This is a genomic window from Microcoleus sp. PH2017_05_CCC_O_A (assembly GCF_020738785.1).
Taxonomy (GTDB): domain Bacteria; phylum Cyanobacteriota; class Cyanobacteriia; order Cyanobacteriales; family Microcoleaceae; genus Microcoleus.
Genome location: NZ_JAEQCB010000009.1, coordinates 35,279 through 49,578, shown reverse-complemented (window position 1 = coordinate 49,578; position 14,300 = coordinate 35,279). Strand labels below are relative to the sequence as shown.

12 protein-coding genes and 1 tRNA gene are annotated in these 14,300 nt (G+C 45.9%); 6 read left to right on the top strand and 7 right to left on the bottom strand.

Annotation, left to right across the window (positions count from 1 at the left end):
• Positions 1-9: 9 nt before the first annotated feature.
• Both JGK20_RS03350 and pyk read right to left on the bottom strand, forming a co-directional pair.
• A tRNA-Thr gene (locus JGK20_RS03350) sits at positions 10-81 on the bottom strand.
• 92 nt (positions 82-173) lie between these two features.
• Complete coding sequence (gene pyk, locus JGK20_RS03345) at positions 174-1,961, bottom strand: pyruvate kinase (protein ID WP_293177597.1); 1,788 nt, start codon at positions 1,959-1,961, stop codon at positions 174-176.
• 428 nt (positions 1,962-2,389) lie between these two features.
• Between pyk and crtR the strand changes: the two genes are divergently transcribed.
• Positions 2,390-3,280: a beta-carotene hydroxylase gene (gene crtR / locus JGK20_RS03340; RefSeq protein ID WP_293177805.1), complete on the top strand. Its 891-nt coding sequence runs from the start codon at positions 2,390-2,392 to the stop codon at positions 3,278-3,280.
• A gap of 133 nt (positions 3,281-3,413) precedes the next feature.
• Positions 3,414-3,989 carry a Uma2 family endonuclease gene (locus JGK20_RS03335; RefSeq protein ID WP_293197554.1) on the top strand — a complete coding sequence of 192 codons (576 nt, stop codon included), beginning with the start codon at positions 3,414-3,416 and terminating at the stop codon, positions 3,987-3,989.
• Positions 3,990-4,457: 468 nt separating this feature from the next.
• On the opposite strand, the gene aroH is transcribed toward JGK20_RS03335, so the two are convergent.
• Together aroH and sppA are read right to left on the bottom strand one after the other, a co-directional pair.
• Entirely contained in the window at positions 4,458-4,865 is a 408-nt protein-coding gene (aroH, locus tag JGK20_RS03330) for a chorismate mutase (RefSeq protein ID WP_293177591.1), read from the bottom strand.
• 160 nt (positions 4,866-5,025) lie between these two features.
• The gene (gene sppA, locus JGK20_RS03325) at positions 5,026-5,844 is read right to left on the bottom strand and encodes a signal peptide peptidase SppA (RefSeq protein WP_293177588.1); all 819 of its coding nucleotides are present in this window, start codon (positions 5,842-5,844) and stop codon (positions 5,026-5,028) included.
• A gap of 93 nt (positions 5,845-5,937) precedes the next feature.
• Between sppA and JGK20_RS03320 the strand changes: the two genes are divergently transcribed.
• The gene (locus JGK20_RS03320) at positions 5,938-6,201 is read left to right on the top strand and encodes a hypothetical protein (protein ID WP_293229341.1); all 264 of its coding nucleotides are present in this window, start codon (positions 5,938-5,940) and stop codon (positions 6,199-6,201) included.
• A 91-nt stretch (positions 6,202-6,292) separates the two neighbouring features.
• On the top strand, positions 6,293-7,363 hold the full coding sequence (locus JGK20_RS03315) for a DMT family transporter (protein WP_293229339.1): 1,071 nt from the start codon (positions 6,293-6,295) through the stop codon (positions 7,361-7,363).
• On the opposite strand, the gene JGK20_RS03310 is transcribed toward JGK20_RS03315, so the two are convergent.
• From JGK20_RS03310 to JGK20_RS03300, 3 genes are all read right to left on the bottom strand, one after another.
• Positions 7,360-7,779, bottom strand: coding sequence for a PIN domain-containing protein (locus JGK20_RS03310; protein WP_293177585.1), 420 nt, complete (start codon positions 7,777-7,779; stop codon positions 7,360-7,362). The genes JGK20_RS03315 and JGK20_RS03310 overlap by 4 nt on opposite strands.
• On the bottom strand, positions 7,776-8,066 hold the full coding sequence (locus JGK20_RS03305) for a hypothetical protein (protein WP_293177582.1): 291 nt from the start codon (positions 8,064-8,066) through the stop codon (positions 7,776-7,778). Before JGK20_RS03305 ends, JGK20_RS03310 begins: the two co-directional genes overlap by 4 nt.
• Before the next feature lie 81 nt (positions 8,067-8,147).
• Positions 8,148-9,314 (bottom strand): AAA family ATPase, encoded by a 1,167-nt coding sequence (locus JGK20_RS03300; protein ID WP_293190037.1) that lies wholly within the window; start codon positions 9,312-9,314, stop codon positions 8,148-8,150.
• Positions 9,315-9,361: 47 nt separating this feature from the next.
• On the opposite strand from JGK20_RS03300, the gene JGK20_RS03295 reads away from it, so the two are divergent.
• Both JGK20_RS03295 and JGK20_RS03290 read left to right on the top strand, forming a co-directional pair.
• Positions 9,362-10,222, top strand: a complete 861-nt coding sequence (locus JGK20_RS03295; RefSeq protein ID WP_293177576.1) for a M20/M25/M40 family metallo-hydrolase — start codon at positions 9,362-9,364, stop codon at positions 10,220-10,222.
• A 70-nt stretch (positions 10,223-10,292) separates the two neighbouring features.
• Positions 10,293-14,231, top strand: coding sequence for a hydantoinase B/oxoprolinase family protein (locus tag JGK20_RS03290; RefSeq protein WP_293229353.1), 3,939 nt, complete (start codon positions 10,293-10,295; stop codon positions 14,229-14,231).
• Positions 14,232-14,300 lie beyond the last annotated feature (69 nt).

Sequence of the window (14,300 nt, the reverse complement as noted above, 5' to 3'; positions counted from 1 at the left end):
AAAACCTAAAGCCGATGGCGGGATTTGAACCCGCGACCGATCGATTACGAATCGATTACTCTACCACTGAGCTACATCGGCAAGACGATTATGAATAATAGCACAAATTCAACAAAAAAGCAATGAGCTGTAGAATTTCATGAAAAACTCCACAACCCAAAACTCATAACTTGTTAAACCGCAAGTTCTCCGTCTGTTGAGCCGCCTCGGGCACCGGAATAAACCAATCCCCGCTGCATATCCAGCGTCAGCATCGTGCCGTCCCGAATTACCCGCATGGCATTCTCCACACCCACCATCACCGGCACGCCCAAACGCAAACCGATAATCGCGGCGTGAGAAGTCAAACTTTCCTCCTCAGTTACCACACCAGCGGCTTTGCGAATCATCTCCACAAACTCGGCGCTGGTGCGTTCTACTACTAAAATGTCTCCTGCGTGGAAATTGGCTACATCCGCAGCAGTGCGAGCAACTCTGGCCATGCCGCTCACAGATCCTAAACCGACACCGGTGCCTTTGCCTAAAACGGCTGTGACTACCTCAATTTTGATCAAATCCGTCGAGCCGGCAACCCCTTGCTGAGTACCGGCTGTCATCACTACTAAATCTCCGTCGCACAGGAACTCTTTTTCTTGGGCGACATTAATGGCAGATTGAAATGTCTGGCCTGTTGAGGGCAAATCCAGCACCAGTAATGGTTTGACTCCCCATACTAATTGCAGTTGTCGGGCTACGTCTACGTGGGGAGTAACGGCCAAAATCGGTGTTTTGGGTCGGAATTTCGAGACGTTGCGGGCTGTAGCGCCGGTTTTGGTCAGTGTCATAATCGCCGCTGCGTTTAACTGTTCGGAGATTTGGCTGACTGCTTGGCTGATGCCGTTGGTGATCGATCGACCAACATCTTCTACATTTCTAATATTGCCCCTAATTCCTTCCCTCTCCATCCGCACTGCAATTCTCGCCATCGTCGCCACCGCTTCGACGGGGAAACTGCCGACTGCTGTTTCATTGGAAAGCATTACCGCATCCGTTCCGTCGAGAATGGCGTTAGCTACGTCGGAAATCTCGGCACGGGTGGGACGGGGATTGTTGACCATGCTGTCGAGCATCTGGGTAGCGGTAATCACCGGAATCCCCATGCGGTTGGAAGTCGCAATCAAGCGCTTTTGCAAAATCGGCACGTCTTCGGCGGGCAGTTCCACGCCCAAATCGCCCCGGGCGACCATCACGCCGTTGCAAAGGGCGAGAATTTCTTCCATTTGTTCGATCGCCTCGTGCTTTTCGATCTTAGCAATTACCGGTACTTGCTTGCCCGCACTGGCAATCAGTTCTTTAATTTCGAGCATATCCTGGGGATTCCGCACGAAGCTGAGGGCTACCCAATCGACACCTTGGTCGAGGCCAAACATTAAATCTTTGCGGTCTTTATCCGTGAGCGCTTTAATTGACAGGTATACGCCCGGAAAATTCACGCCTTTGTTGTTGGAAAGCGGGCCGCCGACAACGACGCGACAGTACAATTCTCCCGCGCCGCGGTCTACTTTTTCCACACGCATTTCCACTTTTCCGTCGTCGAGCAGAATTACGGCTCCCTCTGGGACTTCCGAAGCTAGGGGTTCGTAGGTGACGGAGGAAATCAGCTCTGTGCCGGCTACCGGGCGGCTGGTCAAAATGAAAGGATCGCCGTTTTTGACAACTATAGAGCCTGTTTCAAAGCGCCCCAAACGAATTTTTGGGCCTTGAAGGTCTTGGAGGATGGCGACCGGCTGGTTGAGTTCAAAGGACGTTTGTCTGATTAAGCGAATGCTGCGCTGGTGGTCATCTTCTGTTCCGTGGGAAAAGTTGAGTCGCAAAGTTGTGGCGCCAGCTTCTATGAGGTTGCGGAGCACTTCTGGGTCGGATGTTGCTGGGCCAATGGTGGCTACAATTTTAGTTCGGCGTAGGGCTTTTGGCAGTTGCATGAATTGAGATGGGGTGGCTGGAGGATTTCTAGTTTAAATTTCGGCTAACTTTTCATCTTTCAGTACAAGCAATGACGCTAGTCTCAAGTCTTAAAAATTTTGATAGTCGTCAAAACAGCAGGCATTGACCAATATATAGAATATCTGACTTTTTACCGATCGGTAATCTTTTCTTGGCGATCGGCTTTTTTAGAAAATATTTCCGCTCCCAGGGTTGACATAAATACAGATATACCCATTTATTAGACTTGAGCTGCTCTGCTATGCGGCTAATCGAGGATTGGGATCGTTTCACAGCAGCAATACTTGGCTTCTTGTGCAGAGGCAACTGTCTGGCGATCGGACTCTGTTTTTTCACGAAACTTTACTATTGGCAGACTTGTATCTTATACTACGCAAGTGTGAAATATTAAGGAGTGTTAACAAAAATGTCGGAGGCAGGACGGCCGCTGACAGTGCCGAAAGAGTTTCTGAGTCCTCCGGGTGACTTGAATCCGACGCTGCTGTTGTTTTTGAGTGCATTAGCGATTATCGCGATTTCCTTTGTGGGTTACTGGTACGGGGACTGGCCGGATTGGTGTTGTTTTTCGCTGAACGTGCTGGCGTTGCACATGGCTGGAACGGTGATTCACGATGCGTCTCACAACGCGGCGCACCGCGATCGTACAATTAACGCTATTTTGGGACACGGTAGCGCGCTGATGTTGGGCTTTGCTTTCCCGGTATTTACGCGGGTACATATGCAGCATCACGCCCACGTTAACGACCCAGATAACGATCCAGACCATTATGTTTCTACGGGTGGGCCTCTGTGGCTAATTGCTGCGAGGTTTTTTTACCACGAGATTTTCTTCTTTAAGCGCAAACTGTGGCGGAAATACGAACTTTGGGAATGGTTTTTCAGCCGTTTGTTTGTGATCGGAGTGGTTTATCTCTCAATTCAATACGACCATTTAGGCTATGTGCTGAACTTTTGGTTTTCTCCTGCTTTGGTAGTGGGGTTAGCCTTGGGCTTATTTTTTGATTATTTGCCACACCGTCCGTTTCACGAGCGCGATCGCTGGAAAAATGCCAGAGTATATCCTAGTCCAATTCTGAATATTTTAATTTTGGGACAGAACTATCATTTGATCCATCACTTGTGGCCTTCAATTCCTTGGTACAATTACAAGCCAGCTTATGAAGCTGTGAAGCCGCTGTTAGATGAAAAGGGTTCTCCTCAAAGTCTGGGAATATTGGAAGGTAAAAAGGACTTTTGGAGTTTTATATATGACATCTTTTTAGGGATTAGGCTGCATCACAAGAAAGCCACTGATTGACAAAAAATCCGGTTTCTTCGAGAAGCCGGTTTTTTTATGTTTTTTATCTAAGCCAATCCCAACCGAAAAAGGTAAGCTAAAATAAATTTATCTGCTGGAGAAGCCTATTTCAATTCAGCCGATCGCAACTGCCATGACCCAAATTACTCTCGACCTCAACCCAATTATCAAACTTACCGAAGAACAGTTTTATTTACTCTGTCAAGAAAACCCAGATTTAAAACTAGAAAGGAACCCTAATGGAGAATTAATCGTGATGCCGCCGACAGGAGGAGAAACCGGAAAACGTAACGTCAAACTGATTGTACAACTGGCAATCTGGAACGAGCAAACTCAACTCGGCGAAGTCTTCGACTCATCGACAGGGTTTACTCTACCAAACAAAGCCGATCGATCTCCCGATGTCTCTTGGGTCGAAAAATCTCGCTGGGAGGCTTTGACTGCACAACAAAGAGAAAAATTCATCCCGCTGTGTCCCGATTTTGTGATTGAAATTCTTTCACCAAGCGATAGCCTGAAAAAAACTCAAGACAAAATGCAAGAGTATATCGACAATGGCTGTCGTCTGGGTTTGTTAATTAACCGCAAAAAGCAACAAATGGAAATTTATCGCCCCGATCGAGAAGTTGAGGTATTGCAAGAACCTCAAACTGTTCCGGTAGATGTGTTGCCGGGATTTACCTTGAATTTACGGCAAATCTGGGATTAACAACAGACTGTTGCAATCCATAACAATTGCAGCTAATAGCTCAACTTCATCAATACTTAATCAGGACTATACCTGTACATTATGTGTTTTTCAGTTGGCTCGTAAACAATTGTGTTTTTCTGATTTTTCAAAGGCTTAGTGTGTTTAATTTGCGCGTCAACAATTATTAAGGGAATTAGACCTGGATCGAAAGCCGGACAAGTTCCGTCTGCTCTAAAATGTTGGCAGTAGTTACATCCTTTGGGAGCATCTCATTTTTGTAAAAGCATTTTTTTCTTATAGTGCGAGCGTCCCCGCTCGCGTATCGTATAATACGCGAGCGGGGACAGCACTATTAAATGCAAAACTGAGATGCTCCCCATCCTTTGTAATCACTCATTTTGTTATTACATCTTTTCATTCCTCAGTTAAAAATCAACCCACCATGGCTGGTGGGTTTACTCTTGAATCAATCAAAAAGTGATTTTCTTATTTTTCCGCAGCAACCGCGACGGCTAAATTCCAATCGGGCCGCAAATTTTGAGCTCCGCGCAAATAAGGATGATAAATTTCGGTGTGTGCGGGCCAATTGACGTGAATTAAAAAGCGGATGCAGCGTTCTAATGAACCCTTAACGTACATTTGCTGCACGTCCAACAAAGGAACATTGCACCACCGAGGGCGTTCGCGGGCGATCGCAGCCGGAAAGACAGCATCCAAATCGCGGGTAACAGAAAACGTAACACTAATTATTAATTCCGGATCTAAATTATTTCTTGTTTCTAATTCATCTAACAGTTCTCTCACCGCTTCTCGAATTGCTTCTACCGAATTATCGCTGGCAGTTGTTGCCCCGCGAATCGCCCGCACTTGCCAATCCACGCAAATATTCTCCATTTTTTATCAGTTGTCAGTTGCTAGTTGTCAGTTGTTAGTTGTCAGTTGTTAGTTGTTAGTTGTTAGTTGTTAATTGCAATTACCAATTACCAATTACCAATTACCAATTACTAATTACCACTGCCAACTGACTACTGCCAACTGCCAACTGACTATTTAATCACGGGCGATACAGCCACAGCGGTAAACCGCTAGTAGACAGCTCGAATTCCAGCAAATTTTTGTAAGCCCAAAGCCCGGATGTATCAAGACTACTCCCCAAGACGCGATTTAGGAAAGGTTTTTGTTTTTCTAGAGTGCAGCATTCGGTTTTTTCGGGATCGAGGCCTGCGAGTTCGGCAGTCCAGCGGCGAGCGTCCTCTTCGGTTCCGAGTCGATCGACCAAACCCAATTCTAAGGCTTGCTGGCCGGTAAAAACGCGACCGTCGGCAAAAGTTTTGACGTTTTCAACGGGGAGTTTCCGGGCTTCGGCGACGGTTTCCACGAATTGCTGGTAGCTGCTGTCGATCAAGTCTTGCAGAATTTGCTGTTCGGGCTCGGTCAATTGTCGATCGAATGCCAAGATATCTTTATAGGGCCCGGATTTAATCACTTGAAAAGAAACGCCGACTTTTTCTAGCAGCCCTTCTAGATTGTTACCCCGGATAATCACGCCGATGCTGCCGGTAATTGTACCGGGATTAGCAACGATATGTTGAGCTCCCATGCCGATGTAAACTCCGCCAGAAGCTGAAATATTGCCAAAACTAGCGACAATTTTGATTTTTTCGCCCAAACGCTTGAGGGCGCTGTAAATTTCTTGGGAATCGCCGACAGTGCCCCCGGGGCTGTCTATCCGCAGCAGCAAGGCGGGAAATTTGCGCTCTTCAACGGTTTTGAGCGCTTCTAGAACTCGTTTGCGGGTTTCTCCGGCGATCGCTCCGGTGACTTCGATGCGGGCGATTTGTTTGCGGTAGCGGGGCTTGAATGGCCAAATCATGGGCAGTTTCGGGCAATGTGAAATTTTGTATCTCACTTCTAGTGTGCCTTATTCATTGGGTTAGATGTTGTGCTTGTGTTCGCAACAGGCAAGATGCCTGTTCCACAAACAATTTCACAGATTTTGGAATGCAACAGGCAAGATGCCTGTTCCACAACCAATTTCACAAATTGTGGAACCGCAACAGGCAAGATGCCTGTTCCACAACACATTTCACTGATTTTGGAATGCAACAGGCAAGATGCCTGTTCCACAACACATTTCACTGATTTTGGAACTGCAACAGGCAAGATGCCTGTTCCACAACACATTTCACAAATTGTGGAAGGGGCATCTTGCCCGTTCGATCGCACTTAACCCACCTTCGATATATAATTGTAAAAATTGCTTAACAAATCTACATCATTCCCGAGAGCGCCACTCTCATCAATTATTTGGAGCCTCCGCCATGCAGCTAAAACTTACCGATTCTAAACTGCCCTTTGCCCCGCTGTTACTCATTGCGCCGTTTTTCCTGTGGGGAACCGCGATGGTAGCGATGAAAGGGGTGATGCCACACACGACACCGCTGTTTGTGGCTGTCGTGCGTTTAATACCTGCGGGCGTGTTGGTGTTGCTGGCGGCGGCATTGATGGGAAAACAGCAGCCGCAGGGTTGGAAAGCTTGGCTGTGGATTTCGCTGTTTGCATTAGTTGACGGCACTTTGTTTCAAGGCTTTTTAGCCGAAGGTTTGGCGAGAACCGGTGCGGGTTTGGGTTCTGTAATGATAGATTCTCAACCACTAGCAGTGGCGATTTTGTGTTTGTGGCTGTTTCAAGAAAAAATAGGTTTTTGGGGCTGGTTGGGCTTAGTAATTGGCGTTATCGGCATCAGTTTGATTGGGTTGCCGGATGGCTTTATTTTGGGGCTATTTCATCCTGAAACCGTGCAGGTTTCTGCGGGTATCGAAAGTGTGTTTCAGGGCGGGGAATGGTTGATGCTGTTGGCGGCTTTGTCGATGGCTGTGGGTACGGTTTTGGTGCGCTGGGTTTGCCGTTATGTCGATCCGGTGGTGGCGACGGGCTGGCACATGATTTTAGGGGGTTTGCCGTTGTTGGCGATTTCGGCGGCTACTGAGTCGGGGCAGTTTGTGAATATCGATTTGTCGGGTTGGATGGCTTTAGGGTATTCTACTGTGTTCGGAAGTGCGATCGCCTACGGTTTATTCTTTTACTTTGCTTCAAGCGGCAGTTTGACGAGTTTAAGTTCTCTAACGTTTCTGACTCCGATTTTTGCTTTGCTGTTCGGGAATTTGTTGTTGGGCGAAGTATTGAATCCGCTGCAATCGATGGGAGTCGGGCTGACTTTGGTAAGTATTTATTTGATTAATCAGCGGGATACTTTGGCTGAGAAATTGGGGAAAGGCCGGAATGGTGCAGCGAATTCTGAGGAGGAAGTGCAGTTATTAGAGTCGTCGGAGTTGAATGCAGTTGAATTTCCCGTGCAAGTGCGGGCTACAGAATTGGAGCCGGAGGTTTAGACAGAATTGGTTAACTCTTCAATTAACTGATTGGGAGTGACAATTCGAGGAGTTGTCACCGGAAAATCTCGCGGGTTGCGGGTGACAATGGCATCAATTTGATTGACTACGGCAGTGCTATACTGAATCGCATCTTCAAAATCCTTGAAGTTGGAAATTAATGCCATTGAAATAGCAGAGCTATCCACAGTCGCCACTTGACAAAATGTGGCTATATATTTCAAAAACTCAAGCGTTGAATCTCGACCTTTAACTTTACGTATGATGTAGTAAATATCGCCAAAAGTAGAGGCTGAAATATAACCTTCTACTTGTGCCTGTTCAACAAAGGACAAAACTTGTTCGCTTTCACCAAAAAATTGCTGTCGTTCAAGGGCGATATCTAAGATGATATTGGTATCTAGCAAGATTTTCATAGCTTGTGTTTCTCCTTCAAAGCTTCCCATCTAGCTTCCTCTGCATCGAAGTCAGGCGGGACAGGCTGAGTATTCTCAAACCAGGCTTGCAAAGCCTTGATTTTAGTTTTCACTTTTCTTTTAAGGTTAGCTTCTTCTGACTGGATTACTAGCTGTGGGGAACTGACAACCGCATCAGCCACCGGCCAAACGATGATTTCCACATCTCCGGCTGGCATATCCAGGGATTCCAAAACTACCAAATTCCCAGCCTCATCTATTTTACCTCTAAGTTTGTATGCTTGCATACTAATCTCCTAAGCTTTGTCTCTATTATAGGACATAAAAATTCGGTAAGTCCCTTTGTAATCAATCCAAACTTAATCATATTAAAAATTTTCAGGAAGTCCGCCGATATAGCCCCTCAAAAATGCCTCTGATAAATCTACAGGTTCTTGTCCATCCAAAGGTTCCGGGTTGAGAATACGTCTAGCTTTAGTATAACCTAATTGGTTGCGGGAAATCACAAACAACCGCTGTTCATCATCATCTAAATCTAAGCCGTCCAAAACAGCGGGGTTATGAGTTGTCAAGATGACTTGTTTATCGTTATTTTTTGCTAGTTCGACTAATTCTTCGATTAACCGGCGGCATAATCGAGGATTTAGAGAAGCGTCAATGTTGTCAATTGCAAAAAATTTAGGTGTGATATCGCTTATGAACAAGGTAAAGTAAAACAGTAAAAACAAAAAGCCTTCATTCGAGCTTCTTTGGTCGAAATAACTTAAATCTGTATCTAAGTATCTATCTGTAATTTGGAGAGAAGTTTGCATCGCTGATAGATTGTGAGGAATTTCAAAATCTTTAAACCAATCTATCAATTGCAGCTTGTCTTTGATTTGATTAAGTTTATCTGGGTTATCTGCATTCAAGATATTTATAAGTTTAAACAAACCTTGACCATTAATGCCTAATGGTTGAATTTGCCCTTCTTTTTCAAAGGTTCGTAAAGCTGGGTTTTCAGGGGAGTAAACAATAAACTTATTTAGATAATATAATTCAATAAATGAGTCTACATCCTTGTTGAATATTGATAATTCTTGTTCCGTTAGTTGAGTTGCTCCTTTTAAAATTGATAAAAGTTTGTCTTGTCCCCCGTATTGCTCAACAAAAAGTTTAAGAGCATTCTCTGTAGATATTTCAGAATTACCAAAAAATTTTTTACTAATCCACTGAGAATAGGGAGAATTATCATTTTGTAAAATACAACTAAATTGTTCTTTATCATTCTGTCTTAATTCAATGCTGATATCTTTAGTAAGATTATCTTTTTCAAAAGCCGATCGCATAAATCGAGGTTCTGTCACCCGAATCCCCCGTGCAGCAAGAAACTCGTTATCCAGTTTATCATTAGCAGCCGCCGAAGCCAGGGCGATGGCTTCCAAAATATTGCTCTTACCGCAGCCATTTTCGCCAATCAGTACGGTGACTCGTCCTAATTCCAGCTTCAGCTTTTGAATAGACTTGTAATTTTTGATTCTGACTTCTTTAATCATAATTAAATCCCCTATAATCTGAATGTACTCATTGTATCTCGGATGTCATGGATCTAAAAGAACGCCTGCACAGCCACCTAATTCAAATTGTACGCGATCGCAATCCTTACTTGGCATCCGCAGGGCACTTCTATGTGCAGCAATACATTCGCGAACAGTTGGGACAGTGGGGCGCTGTAGAAACCGACGATTTTGCGGTGCGCGGGCGAATTCATCACAATTTTATCTTGGATTTACCCCCCCTCAATCCCCCCCTTGCTAAGGGGGGGAAGCAAGAAAATTTGCCGATTATTATAGGCGCTCATTACGATACTGTGCCGGGGACGCCTGGGGCTGATGATAATGCTACGGGTGTTGCTGTGTTGCTGGAACTCGCAAGGGCGATCGCACTTCAACCGCTAAAATATCCAGTACAGTTAGTTGCGTTCGATATGGAAGAATCTGGTTGTTGGGGAAGCAGGCATTATGCAGCTAAATGCAAGCAACAGCAACAGTCAATTCGGTTGATGATTGCTTTGGAAATGTTGGGTTATTGCGATCGCACTCCGAACTCCCAAAGCTATCCGGCTGGACTAAAATATTTTTATCCGAATATTGGCAACTTTATTGCTTTAATTGGGAACTTGCGGACTGTGCGCGATATGATTACTTTGAGCAGAAATATCCGCAAAGTCGGTCAGGATTGCGAGTGGTTGCCGGTGCCGAATCGAGGTTTGATTGTGCCGGATACTCGCCGCAGCGATCATGTTCCTTTTTGGGATAATGGTTATCCGGCGATTATGGTGACGGATACGGCTAATATGCGGAATCCGCACTATCATCAACCGAGTGATAAGATTGAGACTTTGGATTTGGATTTTTTGGCTGGTGTTTGTGGGGGCTTGGTTGAGGCTATTCGATATCTATAATTTTATTTTAATGAACTGCGAAGACGCGAAAAACGCGAAGGAATAAAGAAAGAAGATGATAGAAAAAGATATGAATGTTGATTTTCCCGATCGCACTTCGTGGCAATTTTGGATCGATCGCGGTGGTACTTTTACCGATATTGTCGCCCAAAAGCCCGACGGTAGGTTAGTTATTCACAAGCTGCTGTCGGAAAATCCCGATCGCTACACCGATGCAGCAGTGCAAGGAATTCGCGATATTTTGGGGATTGAGGCGGGGGAATCGATACCGGCGAACAAGATTGCAGCGATTAAAATGGGGACGACGGTGGCGACAAATGCTTTACTCGAACGTAAGGGCGATCGCACTATTCTGTTAATTACCAAAGGTTTCGGCGATGCGCTGAGAATTGGCTATCAAAATCGCCCGAATATTTTCGCCCGCCACATTGTGCTGCCCGAGATGTTGTACGATCGCGTTATTGAGGTTGCAGAACGTTACAGCGCCCGAGGTGAAGAGTTAATTGCTGTCAATCCTGAGTTTATCCCGTTTTTGCAGCAAGCCTACGATGACGGAATTCGCAGTTGTGCGATCGTCTTTATGCACGGCTACCGCTATTCGGAACACGAAAAACAAGTTGCTCAAATAGCCAGAGAAATTGGTTTTAGTCAAATATCAGTATCTCACGAAGTCAGCCCTTTAATGAAATTAGTTTCGCGGGGAGATACTGCGGTTGTCGATGCTTATTTATCTCCGATTTTACGCCGATATGTCGAACAAATAACCAGTGAGTTAATTGAGGTAGATCCTCGGAATGCCCAATTCCCAATGCCCAATTCCCAATGCCCAATTCCCAATGCCCAATTCCCCCAATTAATGTTTATGCAATCAAACGGCGGCTTAGTTGATGCCGCCCAATTTCAAGGAAAAAACAGTATTTTATCAGGCCCGGCTGGGGGAATTGTCGGTGCAGTTCAAACGAGTAAAAAGGCTGGTTTTGACAAAATCATCACCTTTGATATGGGCGGAACTTCGACAGATGTTGCCCATTATAACGGCGAATACGAACGCGAATTTGAGACGGAAATTGCTGGGGTGAGATTGCGATCGCCCGTGATGGCAATTCACACTGTAGCAGCCGGTGGCGGTTCGATCGTGTTTTTTGACGGCGCGCGCTACCGCGTCGGGCCGGAGTCTGCGGGCGCAAATCCAGGCCCTGCTTGCTATCGGAAGGGCGGCCCTTTGACGGTGACTGATTGCAATGTGATGTTGGGCAAAATTCAACCTGATTTTTTCCCGAAAGTGTTTGGATTGACGGGAGATTTGCCGATCGCCTCTGACGTAGTTAAGCAAAAATTCGTGCAGTTAGCGGGGGAAATTGGAGGCGAGAGGACACCGGAACAGGTGGCGGAGGGGTTTTTGGCGATCGCGGTGGAAAAGATGGCTAATGCGGTGAAAAAAATCTCGCTTCAGCGCGGTTACGACGTTTCCGAGTATACGTTGTGCTGTTTTGGCGGTGCGGGCGGCCAACACGCTTGTGCGATCGCCGATTGTTTGGGCATGAAACGGGTGTTTATTCATCCCTACGCGGGGGTGTTATCCGCCTACGGTATGGGTTTGGCTGATGTGCGGGCTATGCGCGAAAGGGCGATCGAGCAATTATTAACTGCTGAATTAATTGCGGATTTGCATGATATTTTAGCGCAATTGGAGGCGGAGGGAAAAGGGGAATTGAACCGCAGAGGCGCAGAGGGCGCAGAGGGAGAGAAAGAGGTTTTGGTTGTGAGGAAGCTGCATCTTAAATATCAGGGAAGCGATTCGGTTTTGATGGTGAATTTTGCTGGGAGTGTTGAGGAGATGCAGGCTGATTTTGAAGCAGCACACCGACAGCGTTACAGTTTTATTATGCCGGAAAAATCGCTAATTGTAGAAGCAGTTTCTGTAGAAGTTGTAGAAACAATGGATGTACTGGATAATTCTACAACTTCCCCATCTTGTGGCACAGGCATCTTGCCTGTGGCTGATAATTATACAACTTCCCCATCTTGTGGCACAGGCATCTTGCCTGTGGCTGATAATTATACAAATCCCCCATCTTGTGGCACAGGCATCTTGCCTGTGGCTGATAATTATACAACTTCCCCATCTTGTGGCACAGGCATCTTGCCTGTGGCTGAAGCATCAACAAATCCCCCATCTTGTGGCACAGGCATCTTGCCTGTGGCTGAAGCATCAACAACTTCCCCATCTTGTGGCACAGGCATCTTGCCTGTACAAATGTATGTTGCTGGCGGGTGGCGAGAAACACCTGTTTATCAGAGAGACGATTTGCGATCGGGCGACTGCATTACGGGCCCGGCGATGATTGTCGAAGCAACTGGAACTAATATCATAGAACCGGGTTGGGAAGGCGAAATCACCGAAAACAATGACTTAATTTTGAACCGCAGATCCGCGCCGATGAATGCAGTTAAAACCCATTCATCGGCGGTTAAATCAGATCCAGTTTTGCTAGAAATTTTTAATAACTTATTTCGCGCCATCGCCGAACAAATGGGCGTGACTTTACAAAATACAAGTTCCTCAGTCAACATCAAAGAACGCCTGGACTTTTCCTGTGCAATCTTCGATGCAAACGGGCAATTAGTTGCCAACGCGCCGCACATTCCCGTGCATCTCGGTTCCATGAGCGAAAGTGTTGCAGCTTTAATCCTAGCACAAAGTCATACTATTAAACCGGGCGATGTTTATGTTTCTAACAATCCCTACAATGGCGGCACGCATTTACCAGATATCACCGTTATTAGTCCAGTATTTAATCGTGATTCCTCGCTTCCTTTATTTTATGTTGCGTCGCGGGGACACCACGCCGACATCGGCGGCATCACTCCCGGTTCCATGCCTCCCAATAGTAAAATAGTCACTGAAGAAGGCGTATTGTTTGACAATTTTCAGCTAGTCAGCGAGGGTAAATTCCGAGAAACAGAATTACTACAAATTCTGACAGCCGGGGATTTTCCGGTTCGCAATGTCGCACAAAATATCGCAGATTTGCAAGCCCAAATTGCCGCCAACAATCGCGGTTTAGCAGAACTTGTCAAGATGGTAGAACATTACGGCTTGGAAACAGTACAAGCTTATATGGGTTTTGTGCAAGACAATGCTGAAGAATCTGTGCGGCGCGTAATTGAGGTTTTGACTGATGGCGAGTTTACTTATCCGATGGATAGCGGCGGACAAATTAAAGTAGCTATTACAATTAACAAGTCTGCGCGCAGTGCAAAAATAGATTTTACTGGCACTTCTTCCCAACAATTCAACAATTTTAATGCTCCCGCTGCGGTGTGTAAAGCGGCTGTGTTGTACGTTTTCCGCACCTTGGTAGATGACGATATCCCTCTGAATGCTGGCTGTTTGAAGCCTCTCGAAATCATCAATCCCGCTGGCTGTATGCTGAATCCGCGTTATCCGGCGGCTGTGGTTGCGGGAAATGTGGAGACATCGCAGAATATTACGGATGCTTTGTATTGTGCGCTGGGTGCGATCGCATCTTCTCAGGGCACCATGAATAATTTCACATTTGGCGATCGACGCTATCAATATTATGAAACAATTTGCGGCGGTTCGGGTGCTGGTGCAAATTTCGACGGCACAGATGCGGTACAAACTCACATGACTAATTCGCGTTTAACCGATCCAGAGGTGTTGGAATGGCGGTTTCCGGTGTTGTTAGAAAGTTTTGCAATCCGGGCTAATAGCGGGGGAAATGGAAATCATCGCGGCGGTAATGGAGTAGTGCGGCGAGTGCGGTTTCTGGAAGCGATGACTGCGGGAATTTTATCGGGGAGGCGAGTGATTTCTCCGTGTGGTTTGCATGGAGGTGAAGCGGGGAAAGTTGGTCGGAATTATGTTGAAAGATTTGATGGAAATGTTGAGGAATTGGGAAGTACGGCGAGTGTTGAGATGGATCGCGGTGATGTTTTTGCGATCGAAACCCCCGGAGGTGGGGGGTTTGGAGTGTCCGAGTAAAACATAACTTTGCTCTAACTCTTTTCATATCGTAACTTTTATGCTACATTAATGTTCATTATAGCATTT